The sequence below is a fragment of the Shewanella sp. TC10 genome (genome assembly GCF_009663145.1).
Taxonomy (GTDB): Bacteria; Pseudomonadota; Gammaproteobacteria; order Enterobacterales; family Shewanellaceae; genus Shewanella.
In genome coordinates this window covers 81,429-100,217 of sequence record NZ_VKHR01000003.1, presented here as the reverse complement: position 1 = coordinate 100,217, position 18,789 = coordinate 81,429, and the positions used below count along the sequence as shown (strand labels likewise).

General features: G+C 39.7%; 16 protein-coding genes. 10 read left to right on the top strand and 6 right to left on the bottom strand.

Annotation, left to right across the window (positions count from 1 at the left end):
- Window positions 1-2: 2 nt before the first annotated feature.
- The 4 genes from FNZ24_RS01715 (at window position 3) to FNZ24_RS01700 (ending at window position 2,682) form a co-directional block, all read left to right on the top strand.
- Window positions 3-692: a PspA/IM30 family protein gene (locus tag FNZ24_RS01715; protein WP_153912699.1), complete on the top strand. Its 690-nt coding sequence runs from the start codon at window positions 3-5 to the stop codon at window positions 690-692.
- 7 nt (window positions 693-699) lie between these two features.
- Window positions 700-1,356, top strand: a complete 657-nt coding sequence (locus FNZ24_RS01710; RefSeq protein WP_153912698.1) for a hypothetical protein — start codon at window positions 700-702, stop codon at window positions 1,354-1,356.
- A 29-nt stretch (window positions 1,357-1,385) separates the two neighbouring features.
- Window positions 1,386-1,709: a hypothetical protein gene (locus FNZ24_RS01705; RefSeq protein ID WP_153912697.1), complete on the top strand. Its 324-nt coding sequence runs from the start codon at window positions 1,386-1,388 to the stop codon at window positions 1,707-1,709.
- A 163-nt stretch (window positions 1,710-1,872) separates the two neighbouring features.
- Window positions 1,873-2,682, top strand: coding sequence for an ion transporter (locus FNZ24_RS01700; protein ID WP_153912696.1), 810 nt, complete (start codon window positions 1,873-1,875; stop codon window positions 2,680-2,682).
- Between the two features lie 1,117 nt (window positions 2,683-3,799).
- Here the strand turns inward: FNZ24_RS01700 and FNZ24_RS01695 are convergent.
- On the bottom strand, window positions 3,800-5,284 hold the full coding sequence (locus tag FNZ24_RS01695) for an inorganic triphosphatase (RefSeq protein ID WP_153912695.1): 1,485 nt from the start codon (window positions 5,282-5,284) through the stop codon (window positions 3,800-3,802).
- Between the two features lie 224 nt (window positions 5,285-5,508).
- On the opposite strand from FNZ24_RS01695, the gene FNZ24_RS01690 reads away from it, so the two are divergent.
- The 6 genes from FNZ24_RS01690 (at window position 5,509) to FNZ24_RS01665 (ending at window position 11,743) form a co-directional block, all read left to right on the top strand.
- Complete coding sequence (locus FNZ24_RS01690) at window positions 5,509-6,192, top strand: TIGR00153 family protein (RefSeq protein ID WP_153912694.1); 684 nt, start codon at window positions 5,509-5,511, stop codon at window positions 6,190-6,192.
- 25 nt (window positions 6,193-6,217) lie between these two features.
- Window positions 6,218-7,486 (top strand): inorganic phosphate transporter, encoded by a 1,269-nt coding sequence (locus tag FNZ24_RS01685; RefSeq protein WP_153912693.1) that lies wholly within the window; start codon window positions 6,218-6,220, stop codon window positions 7,484-7,486.
- A 256-nt stretch (window positions 7,487-7,742) separates the two neighbouring features.
- Complete coding sequence (locus tag FNZ24_RS01680; RefSeq protein WP_324187463.1) at window positions 7,743-8,306, top strand: TIGR04211 family SH3 domain-containing protein; 564 nt, start codon at window positions 7,743-7,745, stop codon at window positions 8,304-8,306.
- A 520-nt stretch (window positions 8,307-8,826) separates the two neighbouring features.
- The gene (locus FNZ24_RS01675; protein WP_153912692.1) at window positions 8,827-10,158 is read left to right on the top strand and encodes a Na+/H+ antiporter NhaC family protein; all 1,332 of its coding nucleotides are present in this window, start codon (window positions 8,827-8,829) and stop codon (window positions 10,156-10,158) included.
- A 164-nt stretch (window positions 10,159-10,322) separates the two neighbouring features.
- Complete coding sequence (locus tag FNZ24_RS01670) at window positions 10,323-11,027, top strand: hypothetical protein (RefSeq protein ID WP_153912691.1); 705 nt, start codon at window positions 10,323-10,325, stop codon at window positions 11,025-11,027.
- A 14-nt stretch (window positions 11,028-11,041) separates the two neighbouring features.
- Window positions 11,042-11,743 (top strand): 23S rRNA pseudouridine(2604) synthase RluF, encoded by a 702-nt coding sequence (locus FNZ24_RS01665; protein ID WP_153912690.1) that lies wholly within the window; start codon window positions 11,042-11,044, stop codon window positions 11,741-11,743.
- Window positions 11,744-11,766: 23 nt separating this feature from the next.
- Here FNZ24_RS01665 and FNZ24_RS01660 read toward each other — a convergent pair whose 3' ends face one another.
- The 5 genes from FNZ24_RS01660 to FNZ24_RS01640 all read right to left on the bottom strand — a co-directional run bounded on the left by FNZ24_RS01660 (window position 11,767) and on the right by FNZ24_RS01640 (window position 18,782).
- Window positions 11,767-13,923, bottom strand: a complete 2,157-nt coding sequence (locus FNZ24_RS01660) for a S46 family peptidase (RefSeq protein WP_153912689.1) — start codon at window positions 13,921-13,923, stop codon at window positions 11,767-11,769.
- A gap of 260 nt (window positions 13,924-14,183) precedes the next feature.
- Window positions 14,184-15,389: an amino acid permease gene (locus FNZ24_RS01655; RefSeq protein ID WP_153912688.1), complete on the bottom strand. Its 1,206-nt coding sequence runs from the start codon at window positions 15,387-15,389 to the stop codon at window positions 14,184-14,186.
- Between the two features lie 410 nt (window positions 15,390-15,799).
- The gene (gene katB, locus FNZ24_RS01650; protein WP_153912687.1) at window positions 15,800-17,263 is read right to left on the bottom strand and encodes a catalase KatB; all 1,464 of its coding nucleotides are present in this window, start codon (window positions 17,261-17,263) and stop codon (window positions 15,800-15,802) included.
- 669 nt (window positions 17,264-17,932) lie between these two features.
- Window positions 17,933-18,178 (bottom strand): YgjV family protein, encoded by a 246-nt coding sequence (locus tag FNZ24_RS01645; protein WP_153912686.1) that lies wholly within the window; start codon window positions 18,176-18,178, stop codon window positions 17,933-17,935.
- A gap of 154 nt (window positions 18,179-18,332) precedes the next feature.
- Window positions 18,333-18,782 (bottom strand): PaaI family thioesterase, encoded by a 450-nt coding sequence (locus FNZ24_RS01640; protein WP_153912685.1) that lies wholly within the window; start codon window positions 18,780-18,782, stop codon window positions 18,333-18,335.
- Window positions 18,783-18,789: the final 7 nt, after the last annotated feature.

The window sequence follows — 18,789 nt, the reverse complement described above, 5'->3', positions numbered from 1 at the left end:
TCATGGGCATTTTAAATAAAATTTTAACGGCATTTCGCGGTGGTGCTAATGAAGTCGGCCAAAACATTGTCGATGCAAATTCTACCCGTATTTTTGAACAAGAAATTCGCGACGCTGAAAAGCATTTAACCAAAGCTAAACGTGAACTTACAGACGTTATGGCCAAAGAAATGCAAGCCAGCCGTGAAGTTGACCGCCTAAAGCGCAGCATTACTGAGCATGAAGGTTACGCAACTCAAGCACTTGAAAAAGACAACGAAGCATTAGCTATCGAAGTGGCTGAAAAAATTGCCCAACTTGACCAAGAGCTTGCAGACCAAGAAGCAGCAAACACTAGCTTCTCTGCACACGCGGTTCGCTTAAAAGAGTTAGTGAAGAAAACTGAACGTCAGTTAACTGATTATCAGCGTCAACTTAGCATGGTAAAGACTACTGAAAGTGTTCAAAAAGCCACTGCTACCATCACTGACTCATTCGCTTCAAGCAACTCTAAGCTAATGAATGCGAAAGATTCTTTAGAGCGCATTAAAGCACGTCAGCAGTCTTTTGATGACCGCTTGCAAGCTTCTGAAGCGTTAGCTGAAGAAAACAGTGACAAGTCTTTACATGCTAAATTAGCTGAAGCTGGCATTGGTGAGCAAAAGTCGAATGCTAATGCAGTATTAGATCGCCTTAAAGCGAAGAAAGGTTAATTAAGCTATGGGATTTCTAAGTGGCCTATTCGGCAAAAAAGAAGCCCCAAAACGTCAGCTTGATCATGTGAATAAGCTTCTCAAGGGAGATATGATCTCCCTTGATGATAGCTTTGCCTTACCTGAGCAACTACGTGGGCAGCAACTTAAAGTTGAAGAAGTCCATACTTACGAGTATGAACGCTCTCAGCAATGTGAGTGGTTACTTAGAGGACACAGTGGTACTGCCATTTACCTCTCTTATCATCAAGAAGATGAAGCCTATTTAAGTTTTTCAATCAAAGTCAATCGAGCAGTTGTAGAGCAACTATTCGACCTAGATCAATTTGGTCAAATTTTTGAAGAACCAGGTAATGCAGAGCTCACTACCCTTTCATTATCAAATGAATTAGATAGCGAATACGGCCGTTGGCTTGCTAGCGCATATCATCAAGTTGAGTTTGGCTGTTTTGGATACTTCCACCGTGAAGATTATCGTGGCCAAAAGCCGCCTCAAGATGATAGCAGTCAACACCGTGGACATGCTTTTGAAAGCTACTCTTTGGTTAATAATGAAGATTCCCAAGCAGTCGATATTGAAGTGTACGAAGGTGGCGATACCGATGTGATGTTAACTCTGTATCGACCTGTCACTGATATTCGTGAGTTTTGGCCAGCAAGTTAGCTTGAGTTGTTTAAGGAGTAACACCTGTCATGAGTAAAGGTAAATCATTACCAGATACATGGATTAAAAATCAGCAAGCAGCAAAAGCAACGCAAGTGGCTTTTGACCTCGACGAAAAGTTTCAATACTTAATTCGAAAAGCAGCGCTTGATGCAGGTGTTAGCCCTTCAGATCAAATACGCTCGATCTTAGGTTTAGAAGTCACTAAACGTCCTAAAAGACCAAGATTAACTGTTTCGCTGAGCCAAGATGACTATGCGATTTTAGCTCAACGGTATGGACTAGAATCAGATGCACAGTTAGAAATCAAAAAACGTGTATTAGATGATTTAGTCCAGTTTGTTGATGTATAACTTGTTAGCCTTCAATTACATTTAGCGGTTATTTAATATCACAATGTTATCTATCGGACATAAAACACGCCTTTGAGCGTGTTTTTTTATACCTTGAGATTGTCTCGTTACAGTTACATTGATAGCATCATTGCAGAGATATTCTGTAGAAACGGATTTTAAAATGATTGATAAAAAACGCTGGTCACTGAAGGCATTAAATGGCCCAAGTCCATTTGATTTAGCCATGATGGTACTATCACTCTTTTCAGTTATAGTGGTGTTAGTGCTAACTTTTAGTCATGTGGATGCTGAAACTAGGCGCTTACTGCTCTTTATTGATCTCAGTATATGTATCATTTTCATGTCGCGATTTTTCTATGGTTTAGTTAAAGCCAGCAATAAGAAATTTTACCTTCGCCATCATTGGATTGATTTTGTTGCCAGTATACCGGCCATCGAAGCACTGCGTATCGCTAGGGTTTTCCAAATCCTTAGAGTCATAAGGCTGATAAGAGTCAGTCGCACTTTAATTATTCCATTAATAAAACAACGTAAACAGACCACCTTAGCCAGTTTGCTACTTGCAATGGTGTTTATATTGACCACTGCTTCCATCGTGATTTTATTGGTTGAGGCCGGAGTTGAAGGCGCCAATATCGAAACCGCTGAACAAGCGATATGGTGGACTCTAGTGACTATCTCAACTGTAGGTTATGGCGATTACTACCCGGTCAGTAGTGTTGGCCATGTCATTGGTGCCCTTGTCATTATGAGTGGAGTCAGCTTTTTTGGTGTTATATCAGGTTATATGGCGTCAGTATTTGTGGCACCAGATGAGAACGATCGCAGCGAAACCAATAAAAAGGAAATCAAGTTTGAGCTTGAAAAAGCGATTTCCAGAATGGAGCAGAATCAAGCTCAAATGGAAAAGAACCAACAGCAGATGCTAGAAGAAATCACTCGCTTGCGTAAAGAGATCAATAATAAATAGTCGGCGCAGAGTAAATTAACCTGTGCTTTCATATTAATGTTTGATAACCATAATAAAGTCTGAGCATTTATAATATAGTTTGATAATTTCTAGTATTTTTGAAAATGAAACGGGTTAGGAGTAACACATTCCTGCCCCAAAACTTGTTTCAAATTTTGAAGTTATCGTTTGAAAAAAATCAAAGTCGTGACGCTTCGCCCACACCAGACTAAAAGGGAGTGAACTGCGACTCCCTCTTAGAACACCCCGCAGCTCCGGCGAAATTTAAAAAGCAAAATTTCCAACGGAGAATCATCCAGCTTTTAACTTCGTTTGATGCTAACTTCTGACTTATTCGAAAATGCTAACGCTTCCGATGGGCCGTCCATGGCCCGACGAAAGCTAGCCTGACGTCCTGTCAGGCTCACGCTATTTTCTTCAACGTCCTCAATTCAAATGGTGCCTTTTAGATTTGTATCTTTTTTATCTTTAAGTTGACGCGAATAAAGTTTAAATCGAAGAGACAATAATCCCAGTATAGATGCAGCAGCGAGCTTCTGACTGCCAAGGATGGAGGGAATGTCATTATTTGTCGGGAACAAATATGACCAAAACATGGATGTTTTGGCAGAGCTTACAGGGATGCTTATATTGAAATCAAGAGTAGGCGTGTCTTGGATGTATCTGCACATAAGGTCGCTCTTTCACATCCATGTGATCGCGACATTCAGTTCATCCTGAACATCCCAGCGGCAGGCAATGGGTTAGATTGAAATAATGGTCTTGAGTAACTAGCCCAATTTATATGAGGTATAAAATTGTTGCTCTTAAAACGTTTCAGTCCAAAAGTGAGTTTAAAAATGATTAAACTTTATTATAAGGAAGTGCCTTTCATTCTTAGATAAATTATCAAACTATTGCATATTTATCATTCATAGCACCTTAAATTTTTATCAAACATTGTTATGGTCGTACATAACCAAAAAAACCTATCATTTGATAGGTTTTTTTATATATTAATCGATGGCTTAAATGAGTTATCTAGCACTGACTCTTATTAGATACCAGTTATTAGATACCAATGGTTAGATACAAGTTGTTAGATACAAGTTGTTAGGTACGAGTTGCCAGGTGTGTATCATTTCCAATAAGGTTGATTACCAAGAGCACTTTTTCTAGAGTGCTCCATAGCAAATAATAAGCTTTGCTCTTTAGCTTCTAACCAGCTGGCAATATCCACATCACTGTCTTGAGTCAGTTTTGCTAACAGTTGATAGCAACCTAATGTTTGGATCCCTAACGCTAAGTCCTGCCATGGTGCGCGAAAAGCTTCTCTATCTTCTGATTGATAAAGTTCACCATATGCAAAACCTACCAAAATACTCTCGTCTAACGCTTGAGCCACCTTTTGATAATCTAAGCTATCCATCGCTGCGCTCACAGGCATCAAATCAACAATTCTTTGCCAAGAATCTTGCTGCAAATGGTTGGCAAACAAACCAAGCTCAGGATAGTCCACCATTTGATGGCTACCATTGGTCGTTTGCAGCAATAAATCAACCAGGGATAATTGTAGTTGCCCATATTCAGGTACTTGCCATAGGTAAGCCAGTTTGTGACTCGAAACTAACTCAGTCACACTGCCCATAACCTGTTCAGTAATCTCCGCTTTATCCGAGCGCTTACCTAATAGCTTTTTTTGTTCATCCAAAATGAGGCTCAAACTTTGTAATGGTTCGATAAACTGCATTTGTTGTTCGATTGACTCAAAGTATTGAAGCACTTGTTTGTTTAGCAAGCCAAACTGACTCAAAGTTAGTCTTAGTAACCTGACACAGGCTCTAAGTTGCATCCAAAGTTTAGCTTGATGGGGAATATCTTGTGTTTCTATCAGTAAGGATTCAATAACCTGCCAACGTTCTATGCCAGTTTCCAATAATACCTGCAAAGTTTTCGATAGACTCTTATCAGTGGGTAAACAAATATAATCGATGTTTTCTAAGGGAGCAGAATGCTGATGCCCCGATAACTGATAGCCACGCTGTGCTTTACTGGCTTTACCTAAGCGGACAGGAATGGCTTTAGCCACTTCAATGGCTAAGTGCAATAAGGCTGATGCCTCACCTGCAAGTAACTCAAACTCAATTTCGCAAATAGACTCAGTTTGACCATTGGCAATCACATCACCTAAATCAAACGCAACTTCAACTAAGCTACCCTCGATATAGATATGCCAGGCTTGACGAGTAAAGTTGGTTTCGAACACACAATGCAAATCATCTTGTATTGCGTCTATATCTGCTTCATTAGGCCAGATATCTTTTGGAAACAAATCCAGCAAAGGTGTTTTTTCATCAATGGCAATATTGTACTCAGGACGAGTATGAATACCGCCGATGACTGAACCGGCCGTTTTTATGGTCTGCTCGGTGAAGTTTTCACCACTTCTCACTCGTAAACCCATTTTCCAATGACGCAATTGTAATGCGCCTGTATCAAAATATTTGTTTGATAATTTACGCGTTTCTTGTGGTGTAGATTCACTCATTCCATTAAGTAAATTTACTAATAAATCATGATATTGCGACTGCATAAACAGCTTAAGTTCTATCTCAGCGTCCATTGACTTCTTACTCACCTTGTCATTAAATCTTCATAAATGCGTCATGATAAGTTCATAATGTCACATTTCTGTCATAAAAATCCCTTAGGATTGCGCAACTCAGTTCTATATACTGAGCGATAATAACTGTAGATTAAATTAAAAACACAGTTTCAATATGCGGACGCTTGAGGTAACATGCGCCCGTTTTTCCAACTTTGGAATCATTAAATAGGTTAACCGCAATGCCAGTAAACTCTATTTTAGGCGTGTTTGCAAAATCACCCCTTAAACCATTAGAACAGCATATAGATAAAGTTCACGAATGTGCATCTTTACTCGTACCATTCTTCGAAGCAACGACTTCAGGTGATTGGGACGAAGCTGTAAGTGTTCGTAAGCAAATTAGCTTATTAGAAAATGACGCAGACGCGCTAAAGCGTGAGATCCGTCTTACCCTTCCTAGTGGGTTGTTTATGCCTGTTGAGCGTACTGACTTGCTTGAGTTATTAACTCAGCAAGACAAAATTGCCAACAAAGCTAAAGACATCTCAGGCCGAATTATCGGTCGCCAATTAGTTTTCCCTCAACCAGTTCAAGCACCGTTTAATGCTTACCTCAAACGTTGTTTAGATGCTGTCTCTCTTGCTAAGCAAGCAATTAACGAACTCGATGACCTTCTTGAAACAGGTTTCCGTGGTCGTGAAGTCGAATTAGTCGCAAAAATGATCAATGAATTAGATCTGATTGAAGCTGATTCTGATGATTTGCAGATCCAAGTACGTCGTTTACTACTAAGCTTGGAAGCAGATTTGAATCCTGTCGATGTAATGTTCATGTACAAAATCATCGAATGGGTTGGAGGCTTGGCTGATCTAGCTGAGCGTGTAGGCTCTCGCCTAGAGCTAATGTTAGCTCGCAGTTCATAACTAAAAAAGTTATCAAGGAAACAACATGGTTGATGTATTAGTCACCAATGGCCCAATGCTAATTGGTATTGCGGCTGTATTTGGATTTTTGATGGCATGGGGTATTGGCGCGAATGACGTTGCTAATGCTATGGGTACCTCAGTAGGTTCCAACGCCATCACAATCAAACAAGCAATTATTATTGCAATGATCTTCGAATTTGCCGGTGCTTATTTAGCAGGTGGTGAAGTTACCAGTACAATTCGTAAAGGTATTATTGACGCAAGTTTCTTTGTTGATTCGCCTGAATTACTGGTATACGGAATGATCGGCTCTTTATTAGCGGCTGGTTTATGGTTAATCGCAGCGTCAGCATTAGGCTGGCCTGTATCAACAACTCACTCTATCATTGGCGCCATTGTTGGTTTCGCTGCAGTAGGTGTTGGTACTGAAGCGGTTGAATGGGGTAAAGTTGTTGGCATTATCGGCTCATGGGTGGTGACGCCTGCGATTTCCGGCTTCATTGCTTTCATGCTGTTCCAAAGTGTACAGAAGTTAATTTTCAACACTGATGACCCTTTAGCGAACGCAAAGCGTTACGTTCCTTTCTACATGGGTTTAGCCGCTTTTGTTATGTCTCTTGTGACCATCACAAAAGGACTTAAGCACGTTGGTCTTCACTTCTCTACTGTTGAAGCATACGGCTTAGCACTTGCTGTTGCTATTGGTGTGGGGATCTTCGGTAAAGTGGCTATTGGTCGCTTGAAAATGCCTACAGATGTTAACCGCCAAACCGAATACGCCAACGTTGAAAAAGTGTTTGCTATCCTAATGGTTGTAACCGCTTGTTGTATGGCGTTCGCCCATGGTTCAAACGATGTTGCTAACGCAATTGGCCCATTAGCTGCAGTTGTTTCTGTTGTAAACAGTGGCGGTGAAATTGAGTCTAAAGCGGCATTAGCCTGGTGGATTCTACCTTTAGGTGCAGTAGGTATCGTAATGGGTCTAGCTATCTTTGGTAAGCGCGTTATGCAAACCATTGGTAAGAACATTACTCACCTAACGCCAAGCCGTGGTTTTGCTGCTGAATTAGCTGCTGCGTCTACTGTTGTAATTGCTTCTGGTACTGGTCTTCCTATCTCAACAACACAAACGCTTGTTGGTGCTGTATTGGGTGTGGGAATGGCACGAGGTATTGCTGCAATTAATATCGGTGTAGTCCGTAATATCGTCATCTCTTGGGTAGTAACACTTCCTGCAGGTGCCGCATTATCTATCTTATTCTTCTTCACCATTAAGGGTGTATTTAGCTAAGATGGCGATGGCTATATTGCTTAAAAGGCCGGTCATGAAAATGTCCGGCTTTTTTGTGGCTCTTTTTTGAGTGTTAAAATGTCTAAGAAAGGCTGTAATAAAAGCTATTATTGCAGCGTTTTTGACTAATAATGCACATTTACATCAGTAATACCGCTTATTTAAATAAGTCTTTGACGTTCTTCCTTGCAATCAAGTCACTAAATAAATAGCATGACGGATAGTTCTAATGGTATGGAAAAATAACGTGTTCAGAATGCTTACAATAGTAGCCCTGCTACTGCTCTCAAAAGGTTTAATGGCTCAAACGCATTACATTACTGACGATGTGTTTATTTACATCCACGGTGGTCCAGGCACTCAATATCGAATTTTAGGCAGTATCGAAGCTGGCCAAACGATTACTTTATTAAACGAGACTCAAAACGATTACAGTAAAATTCGTGATCATAAAGATCGTGAAGGTTGGGTAAAATCTGACTTGATTGAAACAGGATCAAGTTTACGAACTCGCTTACCGATTGTTGAAGCTGAATTAGCACAAACCAAAGCAAGCTTAGCCCAATTGGATCAAAGCTCTGAGTCTGTTGCACGTGAGCTAACTTCTTCAAATAACCAAATTGCTTCATTGCAATCTGAGTTAGCCAAGGTCACTAATGAACGTGATACTGCCAATCAACAACTACAATCGATTAAAGATAATGCCCAATCAAAAATGTGGCAGCAAGGTGCATTGATTGCAGGCCTAGGCGCATTAATTGGTATTATTTTGGTCTACTTACCAAGACCACAGCGTAAGCAAAAAAGCCGTTGGATGTAACCTAAGCGGTCTTACCTCACTAAAAAGCCAATGCATTGCATTGGCTTTTTTGTTTAATTGTGGGCTCCAAGACAAGATCAAAACTGGCATTTGCGTTTTTATAATGTGCTTTGATCGTCCTGTCTGTATCCAATTGGCCATTACACGTGCATCGAAAACAGCTGTAATCTGAACCAATATTAAATCAACGGGTTAACGAACTAATAGTTTTTGCCCCATAACATGCTTATTAATCCCGCCACACAACACTTTTTAAACGCAAATGTTAATTTAACAACACAAAATATAGCTTACTTTGTAAAAGTTAACTCAGAAGCAAAGAAGTCTAGACGTCTAGATTGACACTAATTTGTAGATCTCATATGCTTGCCAGAACTTAAGAAGTCATCATAATGACTAGTTAATAATAAAGAGTTTGCTAAAGTAGTTGATTGCATACCAAGACGTTTAATCAATTTTACTTAACTCGATAAGACCAAAACTAAAAGACAAAAACTAAAAGACAAAAAGAGAGACGACCTTGACGACACAAAATACCACCACGACGAGCCCAGCCTCTTTTATCGCTTTATTGCCGCTATTCGCCTTTTTAGCGTTATTTATTGGTGCTGGCGTTTACTTTCAAAGCCAGGGCGTAGACTTTGCTTTCTACCAATTACCTAGCGTTATTGCCATTTTACCAGCGATTATTTTAGCTCTGCTATTATCGAAGCAAAAACTAAATCAATCCATTGATACTTTTATTGCAGGTATTGGCCACAGCAACATCATAGCGATGTGTTTAATCTATTTATTAGCAGGTGCATTTGCATCTGTTGCTAAAGCAACTGGCGGTGTTGATGCGACTGTTGCTTTAGGTCTTTCAATGATCCCTTCAAGCATGCTGTTACCTGGCTTTTTTGTTATTGCAGCCTTTATTGCTACTGCTATGGGGACTTCAATGGGTACTATTGCTGCTGTTGCCCCAATCGCTTTAGGTGTCGCAGATCAAGCACAAATTGACTATGCGTTAATGGCTGGTGCTGTAATGTCTGGTGCACTTTTTGGTGATAACTTATCCATTATCTCTGATACCACAATTGCAGCAACTCGAACCCAAGGCTGTGAAATGAAGGATAAGTTCAAAGAGAACTTAATCTTTGCACTACCAGCTTCGCTTATTACCCTTGTTTTGTTTGCCGTCATCGGCCAAGGTCAAGCTGAAGTTGCTGCGCAAGAAATTGATATTATCAATGTTATTCCTTATCTAACTATCCTGTTTTTAGCTGTCGCTGGCGTAAACGTATTTGTAGTATTGACTGTAGGTATTTTATTGGCTGGTGCAACAGGGCTATTCATTGCCGACTACAGCGTTATTCAGTTCGGACAAGATATTTATGCAGGTTTCACCAACATGCAAGAAATCTTCATTCTTTCAATGTTAGTCGGTGGTCTTGCAGCGTTAATGCAGCAGCAAGGTGGTTTGAAATTTGTTAGTCAAAAAATTGAAGCTTTGATTAAGCGTTTTTCAAAAGCTAAAGGTAGCACTTCAACCCGCGCAGCTGAATTAGGGATGGCCGGCATTGTTGCAGCAACCAATACCTGTGTCGCTAACAATACTGTATCGATTGTTGTCGCCGGTGATATCGCTAAAGATTTAGCCCAAAAACACGGAGTAGAACCAAAGCGTGCTGCAAGTGTATTAGATATCTTCGCTTGTATCGTTCAAGGTCTTATACCACACGGCGCACAGGCACTATTAATTGCTTCAACGTTTGCTATTAGCCCTCTTGCTGCAATTTCAAATGCTTGGTATTGCATGATTTTAGCCGTGGTTGCTGTCGCTATTGTCATTCTTCGTAAGCGTCACTAATCAAACTCGTTAGAACATAGTTTTATATCATTTAAAACCTGATATTGATGAGCCACCTGGCAATTAATATCAGTTTTTTTGTTTTTATTATTTAATAAAATAACTGATTTAGTGATAATCTGTAGCCAACATAACGTTAACAAAAGTTGATAACCCAGTAACTCATGCCACAGTCTATTGAAGCCAATAAACATTACGATCTACATTTAATGATTATTTTCATGTCTTTAGCCACGGCATTAATCAGTGGCCTTGGAATTACTACAGCCTTAATCGCAGAAGTTTCTCGTTTAGGCGTTAGCCCCTTAAGTATTCGTGCAGATACGTTAGGCGATTATATGACTTCGCCTTTAGCCATAGTTTACAACATGGGATTAGTGATTGGCGGCGCTTGCCTTATGCTATCTATGCTTGCTCGATACTATGTCTTTGAAGATTTTTATAGTAGAACAATTACTGTTACAGGCGCTTTATTAGGCATTTTGATCGTCTTGATTGGCATTTTTCCAATTAACTTTCTTGAGCAGCACCGCTTCTTCTCAACAGGCTACCTCATTTGTACTTTTGTGCTGCACAGTTTTTGCTTTATTGATTACTTCAGGAAAAACAGCTCTATTTCAACGTCCTTATTTAGCTTCAATATTATCGGCTTAGTTTTCTCTATTGCATTAATGTACCTGCTGAATTGGTCTACATTAGACTTTGACCCATGCCCCCATGGCCCCAATGACGTCTGTTGGGTATCATTAGTGATGTGGGTACTGACCCAAGCCAATATTTTATGGTGTGTATTACTCGGGCTGAACATGAAAAAATTAATTAAAACTCAGCAGCAACAACTTTCAAACCTTGCCTTTGCGAGCCAATAATCTTGCCAGTAAAAATGAGACTCGAACAGTACCTTGCTCATTGTGGAGTGAGTTCACGCCGCCAAGCACAGCGTCTAATCGCTGCTGGAAGAGTGAGCTTTAACGGACAACTTGCTACCGCATTAGATAGAGTGAGCGAAGCCGCTGTTAACCCTAATATTTTATTAGACGGCGCTCCCATTGCACCAATTGAAAGCAAGCAATACTGGCTTTATCACAAGCCTGTTGGAATTGATTGCCGCTTACTGCCTGACTTACCTTCAAGCCTTATCCATATTCTTCCTCCAGCGCCACGGCTATACCCTGCTGGGCGATTAGATAAAGACTCTCGGGGGTTATTGCTACTCACCAATGATGGTGAACTCACTCACAGATTAATGCACCCAGATTTCGGTCATGAGAAGGTCTACCTAGTCACAGTAGATCGCAGCTTTTCTAACGAATTTATTGAACAAATGAGTCAAGGGGTTAGCTACCGAGATGTCACGACTAAACCTTGCAAAGTAGAAGCCGTGAGTGATGTTCAATTCAGAATTACCCTAACTCAAGGATTGAATAGGCAAATCCGTAGAATGACAAAAGCCTTAGGTTATAACGTGATTGATTTAGTGCGTATGAGCATGATGAATTGCCAACTTTTAAACTTACCAGAAAAACAAATGCGGCCCCTAGAGGCCGCAGAAATTTCAACTTTAAGGCATCAACTTAAACTGTAGATGCCTTTAATATTGATATAAGGTTATTTAACGATTTCCATCTCTTCAAGTAAGTTATCGGCATTATCTAAATACTTCATAACCCAAAGCATATAACGGCTATCCACTTGAATTGAACGGTTCGTTTCAGGATCATAACCCCAATCACCAATAATACTCTCGTAAACACCATCAAACAGCAGTCCAACCAGTTCCGCACGGCCATTTAGTGTCGGAGAACCTGAATTACCACCAGTTGTATCAAGGGTTGATAAGAAGTTAACTGGTACAGAATCAAGCGATTTAACATAGTAATCGCCATACTGTTTTTGATTAATCAGCTCAAGCTGCTTAGCCGGAGCATCAAATGGGTCAACACCAGTATCTTTAGCTACGATGCCTTCTAAACGCGTAAATGGTACTGCCACTAAACCATCTTGTGGGCTATAACCTTTTACATTACCCACTGTCACGCGCAAGCTTGAGTTAGCATCGGCATAAACAGGCTTATCTAATTCACGGTTATAAGCAATGATTGCGTCCATGTACTGAGGACGAACTTTCATTAAGTCACCAGCAAGTTGCTTTTTATCGAGTTCACGCTTCATTCTTTCATCATAAGTACTCACAGCGTACTGAATGAATGGGTCTTTCGACTTTTTAAATTCTGCTACAGACTTATCCATCCAAGCTAAGCGGGTTTCTTTATCAGATAATGTCGTTTTAGCGTACATTTTATCAAGGTTCTTGGTGAACTTAGCTTCATCAAACTTTTTACCAATAGCGAACGCTTTATCAAAGGCTGGTAAACGCTGCTCAGCTGGCAAAGCGGCATAACGTTTAATTAAATCCGCAAGCATGGCCTTATCTACACTTGCAGCGTAACGACGTTCAATACGCTCCATACCTGAGGTGAAGTTAGTCATATCACGCTCTTGATAACCAGGCTCACGTTCCATGTCAGGTAAAGCTTTCTCGTTAGCTAGGCGATATAAACGACTAGCAGTGCTCAACATAGTGCTATAGCCCATATAACTCATCAATAAATCGCGTTCTTGATCTTGTTGGCTCTTGGCAATTAACTTGTCTAATTCAGCAAGCGTTTCGCCATATTGAGACTGACGCTCCTTTTCAGCTTTAATCCATTTAGATAACTTTTGCTCAAGATTTTTACGCTCTTCAAGCATTGGTGATTTGCCGTAAAACTCAATCATAGAGGTAAAGTTTTTAGCATAGTTAGCAAGGCCAGCAATAGAGCTTTCATACTTAATACGCTCATCGCTGCCTTCTGGAGCAGTCGTTTTAATAATATCGATTAAGCTTTCACGAAGAATTTTGCCTTCTGGGTAAGCCCACTCAAATTGATTCTGTACTTCATTTGCTGTGCGGTAACGGTTTGTACGGCCAGGGTAACCCGCAACCATGACAAAATCGCCATCATTCACACCTTTAGCAGATACCTTTAAGAAACTTTTCGGTTCGTAAGGAACATTGTCTTTACTAAAATCAGCTGGCTTACCATCTTTACCCACATATGCGCGGTAAAAAGAAAAGTCACCGGTATGACGTGGCCACATCCAGTTATCGATATCGCCACCGTACTTACCAACACTTCCTGCTGGGTTGTAAGTTAAACGAACATCACGAATTTCCATTTGTTTAACGAGGTAATACTCTAGTCCACCGTGGAAGCTATACACTTTACAACGGTAACCGTCTTCAGCTTCACATTCAGCAACCAGTGCTTTTTCTTTTTGCTCGATGCCTTTATAGAAGTCATTACCGACTTTACTCATTTCGCCAGATTTAACTTGTTCAGTCACATCAGTCACTGCTTCAGTGACAAAAATACGTGAACCCGGTGTAGCTGGTAATTCTTCAGCATAGGTTTTTGCTAAAAAACCGTCTTTTAGTAAGTTCTTTTCAGGTGTTGAGTTGTACTGAATAGCACCGTAGGCACAATGATGGTTAGTGACAACTAACCCTTTTGGAGAGACAAATGATGCTGTACAACCACCAAGGCTGATCACTGCATTCATCGGATACTCAGTTAATTTTGAAATTGAGTTAACGTCAATTTCTAACCCTTTAGCTTTTAACTCATCAGCCATCGCAGGTAACTGATATGGTTGCCACATTCCTTCATCTGCTTGAGAAGCAAATGATGCCAAAATAGCAGCACTTAATAACCATGTTTTCATTGTAATAATTCCATTTTTTAGTGAGCACACATTTTATTCAATATTCTTTTATACCTATTACAGCAACCCTTTTAATACACGCAATAAAGACAAGGTGTCATTTGCTGAAGTAAAGTTAACCAAGTTGGTTTATCCCATAAAAAAGTCAGGCATATAGCCTGACTTTATCATATAGAAACAAATTAAAAATAGCGGTTGTAAAACTCCGTTACATTCTTATTGCTATATTCTAACCTAAACTGTTCATTTTCTGTGTCAATTTAGCCTAAAGCGACCATTAACTGAGCCAGAACAATTAATACACCAAGTAAACCTGTGATACCTAAAGCGAAATTACCACCACTGACTTCATAGCCACCCATTTGCGCTTTACGTTGCTTAAGTGCCATCGCTATTGGCAAAAATATAATCATCACAACTAATGGGATTGCAGCAAAACCAAGTACCTGAAAGAAGCCATCTGGGTAGTAAAGCGCACAAAGTAATGGTGGTACAAAGGTAATTAACCATGTTTTAGCACGACCTGCAGTGTCATCTTTTGCATGGGTTAACTCTGCAACATAGTCAAATAAACTCATGGTCACACCTAAAAATGACGTCACTAAGGCAAGGTTTGCGAATAAATCAATAAACTGGCTAACAATCGCAGACTGGGCAACACCTTGTAATGCGGTTACTAGCTCAGGTAATGAACCAGCAAACCCATGAACAGTCTCGCCACCCAATGTTCCTAGCGTCACGAGTATCCACAAGATGTAGCAAAATAGCGGAATTGTAGAACCAATCAGTAAGATTTTTCGCAGTGACATCGCGTCGCCATCAAGGTAGCGCACGATTGTTGCAATACACACATGAAAACCAAATGAAGTAAACACAACAGGGATAGCAGCAAGCCATAGTTGGTCTAACTTGTCACCTTCTGCAACGTTGGCAGAAAAGTTAGTCAATGAAGCAACAATATTCACTTCAGGTAATAAGAAAGCCACCACTAACACCAACAACACGATCATTGAAGTAAATAAAACTCGGGATATTTTATCAATCCATCTTACGCCAACTGCAATTACGCCACCAAATACGAGGGTAAATAATAGCACTGACACTTGGTTATTTAAGTCAACACCCAGCAAAGGCTCTAAACGGGATTCAAGTAATGAAGAACCGCCCATTAAATACACCATCGTCAGTGCAAATAATAAACTCAGAAAAGAAGCACCTTGGATTAACTGACCCACTTTACCTAGGGTTTTACCCGTAATGCCATGTACGTTATCACCTACACCTGCACGTAAATTAATCTCTAGCATCAGTAATGAGGTATAAGCTGATAATCCCCAAATCACTACCAGCAACAAAATTGCCGGCATAATACCTAATGCCGCTGTAGCCAGGGGTAAAGCTAACATGCCCCCACCAATCGCAGTTCCAGCCACAATGGCTATTGAGCCAAGCATTTTTAAATTCAAAACATGAGTCCCATTTAATTTTATTTATTGGTCGTTATAGTGCGCAGCTGAAGTCTTATTGATGATCCATACTACGAATTCGACAGTATCAGATGCTTCTTGTAACAAGCAATAGGTATAGAGATATAAAGGCTTACAAGCGCGTTAATAAACAATTACGCAACAAATCATTAAAAACTTTAACGACACAATTTTGCAATGGCGTAGCATTACAACACTACATTAAAATTTTATTAGAGAAGTGGCTTAAACAAGAAGAAAATACAAATATAAGACGGGCAAGAAATGAATCTTGATAGCAGTATATCGCTAGCCAAGCTAAGTGAGTTAGGCTAGCAGGTAATTACAAAAAATCATATACAAAAAAGGAAGGCATATGCCTTCCTTTTTATTTAGCTGTAGTCAAATAATTAAGCTTCTAAAAGCGCTTTAACTCGTTGACCATAATCAGCGTCGGCTTGGGTAAAGTGAGCAACCATTTTCTCTTGTACGTCTGCAGTCACTTGACTCAAAGTTCCCGCAATTGTTTCAACTAAACGTTGTTTCTCTTCTTCACTGAAAATACGGTAAAGGTTACCCGCTTGAGTATAATCATCTTGGTTGTAACGACTATATCTATCTGCTTCTCCGTCTAATCGTAATGGTGGCTCAGCGAACTGACTGGTATCTTTAAGACCACCATCTACTGTATTAGGGCCATAATTTGCACTTGAGTCAGCCCCAGTTTGACTGCCATTATACGGACATTGAGTCCCAGCCATAGCACCAGCACGTTGATGATGATTAGCTTTTGCTGCATGCGGGCAGTTCACCGGTAGTTGATTATAGTTAGTTCCAATACGGTAACGCTGAGCATCTGCATACGAGAACAAACGTGCTTGTAGCATTTTGTCTGGCGATGCACCAACACCTGGTACAAAGTTACTTGGCGCCAATGCAACTTGCTCAACTTCAGCAAAGTAGTTTTCTGGCATACGGTTTAGCTCAAGTTCACCAATTTCAATCAATGGATAATCTGAATGTGGCCACACTTTTGTCAAATCAAATGGATTAATTGCATACGTATTAGCTTCTGCTTCAGGCATGATTTGCACATTGACAGTCCACTTAGGGAAGTTGTTATCTGCAATTGCCGCAACCATATCACGCTGTGAAGAGTCAGGATCAATCCCTTTTAAAATATCAGCTTGTTCTGCAGTTAAATTTACAACACCTTGCTGTGACTTAAAGTGGAACTTAACCCAAAAACGCTCACCTTTTGCATTCCAGAAAGAAAAAGTATGCGAGCCATAACCATGCATTTGGCGGTAATTTGCCGGAATACCACGATCTGACATTAAAATCGTCACTTGATGCATAGCTTCTGGGTTTAATGACCAAAAGTCCCACATAGCTTGCGGATCTTTCAAGTTAGTCAGTGGATTACGTTTTTGAGTATGAATAAAGTCAGGGAACTTAATACCATCTCTTAAAAAGAAAGTCGGTGTGTTGTTACCAACAATATCGTGATTACCCTGTTTAGTATAAAAACGCAGACCAAAACCGCGAGGATCACGCTCTGCATCAGCAGACCCCATTTCGCCACCAACAGTAGAGAAACGGATGAATGTCTCGGTTTCTTTGCCAACACCATTAAAGTGTTCTGCAATTGTGTATTCACTTAAATCTTTAGTTAATGTGAACTTACCGTAAACACCAGTACCTTTAGCATGCACAACACGCTCAGGAATTCTTTCGCGATTAAAATGAGCTAGCTTTTCGATTAAATGCCAATCTTGAAGTAGTAAAGGACCTCTTTCACCCGCTGATAATGAGTTTTGATCATCAGCAATCGGGGCACCATTTTGGCTAGTTAAATATTGAGACTGATTCATAGTTTATTCCTTTTAGTGATCCTGTAACCACATTTCAATTAAATCGTGGACGGTTGCCATAATGCTATCTCCCGATTCCATAAATATTGCGTTGAATCAATAATAGGTGAACAATAGAATAAATAAAAACGATTAAAATAGATAATTGCAATCTAAAAAACAAATTCAACACTAGTTATTGAATTTGAAGGTAAATAACTGTAAATAGTCTAGTAAGGTGGTGTTTTTTGATTTAAAAATGAAGGTTTTTTAAAAATAGGCAGCAAAAATTACTAATATGAACAAACTGGAATCATTACGACTTTGATGTGTCGCCACTTCCGTATAGTTCGCATAGATCTAATAGTTAAGCTCACAGAAACTTGATGCCAAAACTGCATTTACAACATTTCAATAGCAGGCTTAATGCTGAAAAAGCCAAATATAATAGCTCCAGGTATTAAAAATAATCTCCCAAAAAGAAAGTTACTTGACTTGATTTCATGACACCTCTATCAATGAAGGTGAGTACACAACTGGCTTTACAGCTAAAGCTTTCGCCTATTTAAGCCAAAGTAATTAAGATTTTATTGTGTAATAGACGGCCAAAAAAAATAGCTACCTTAATGATAAAGATAACTATTTTTCATATTTATAGGCAGATATCTAACGGTAGGTTCAAATGGAAAATCATTTACTTGAAGGAGATTCTGGCTCGCGATATAGCTTCACTAAATAATAAATATCTATAAGCACGATGAAAAAGTTAACTAACGCGACAGGAATAGCGTCAATAGCAAGGCCATACGCCACAAACAATGCAGCACCAATTAAATTCCACCAGCGTAACTTTTTGATATTGGACATCATCAATGAAATTGCCACTACAACCGAAGCAAGATAGCCGACCCATTCCCATATTGTTGCAGCTTCCATTCAACATTCCTTTTTCAATACGTCAAATAATCATTATAGTTAAAACAAAAGTACTTAATACAAAAGTAGTCAATACAAAAGTAGTTAATACAAGAGTTATTAGTATGCGTGTAGTTAACTTAAATAACGCGACGTATTGTTAATATTATCATTATTAAGAAGTGGCTTTGCGAGCAACAACTGCCGCCGTCATTCTTGATATACAACATAGCTCGCCAGCGCTGTTGGTTATAAGTACTTCCCATACAGAGCTGCGCTTACCGATATGAACCGGCTTTGTAGTAGCAATTAACTCACCTTTACGAGATGCCTTTAAATGGTTTGCGTTGATTTCTTGGCCTACACAATAAAAGTTCTCGAAATCGACAACAAAATTAGCTGCGTAACTAGCAACAGTTTCAGCTAGTGCCACATTAGCACCACCATGAACAATGCCTAAAGGGTTATGCACTGAAGGATCAGCTGGCATTGTTGCCACCATATAATCATCACCAATTTCAGTCACTTTTATCCCTAATGTTTTCATTAGGGTACCTTTTCCATGCATACCAATATCCATTTTGGCACAATCTTCTAATGTTACTTCTCTAAACCAAATACTCATGATGTCC

What these genes read in the sequence shown, in the direction of transcription:
- FNZ24_RS01715 (WP_153912699.1), top strand. Translation starts at nt 3, where the DNA reads ATGGGCATTTTAAATAAAATTTTAACGGCATTTCGCGGTGGTGCTAAT.
- FNZ24_RS01710 (WP_153912698.1), top strand. Translation starts at nt 700, where the DNA reads ATGGGATTTCTAAGTGGCCTATTCGGCAAAAAAGAAGCCCCAAAACGT.
- FNZ24_RS01705 (WP_153912697.1), top strand. Translation starts at nt 1,386, where the DNA reads ATGAGTAAAGGTAAATCATTACCAGATACATGGATTAAAAATCAGCAA.
- FNZ24_RS01700 (WP_153912696.1), top strand. Translation starts at nt 1,873, where the DNA reads ATGATTGATAAAAAACGCTGGTCACTGAAGGCATTAAATGGCCCAAGT.
- FNZ24_RS01695 (WP_153912695.1), bottom strand. Translation starts at nt 5,284, where the DNA reads ATGGACGCTGAGATAGAACTTAAGCTGTTTATGCAGTCGCAATATCAT.
- FNZ24_RS01690 (WP_153912694.1), top strand. Translation starts at nt 5,509, where the DNA reads ATGCCAGTAAACTCTATTTTAGGCGTGTTTGCAAAATCACCCCTTAAA.
- FNZ24_RS01685 (WP_153912693.1), top strand. Translation starts at nt 6,218, where the DNA reads ATGGTTGATGTATTAGTCACCAATGGCCCAATGCTAATTGGTATTGCG.
- FNZ24_RS01680 (WP_324187463.1), top strand. Translation starts at nt 7,743, where the DNA reads ATGCTTACAATAGTAGCCCTGCTACTGCTCTCAAAAGGTTTAATGGCT.
- FNZ24_RS01670 (WP_153912691.1), top strand. Translation starts at nt 10,323, where the DNA reads ATGCCACAGTCTATTGAAGCCAATAAACATTACGATCTACATTTAATG.
- FNZ24_RS01665 (WP_153912690.1), top strand. Translation starts at nt 11,042, where the DNA reads ATGAGACTCGAACAGTACCTTGCTCATTGTGGAGTGAGTTCACGCCGC.
- FNZ24_RS01660 (WP_153912689.1), bottom strand. Translation starts at nt 13,923, where the DNA reads ATGAAAACATGGTTATTAAGTGCTGCTATTTTGGCATCATTTGCTTCT.
- katB (WP_153912687.1), bottom strand. Translation starts at nt 17,263, where the DNA reads ATGAATCAGTCTCAATATTTAACTAGCCAAAATGGTGCCCCGATTGCT.
- FNZ24_RS01645 (WP_153912686.1), bottom strand. Translation starts at nt 18,178, where the DNA reads ATGGAAGCTGCAACAATATGGGAATGGGTCGGCTATCTTGCTTCGGTT.
- FNZ24_RS01640 (WP_153912685.1), bottom strand. Translation starts at nt 18,782, where the DNA reads ATGAGTATTTGGTTTAGAGAAGTAACATTAGAAGATTGTGCCAAAATG.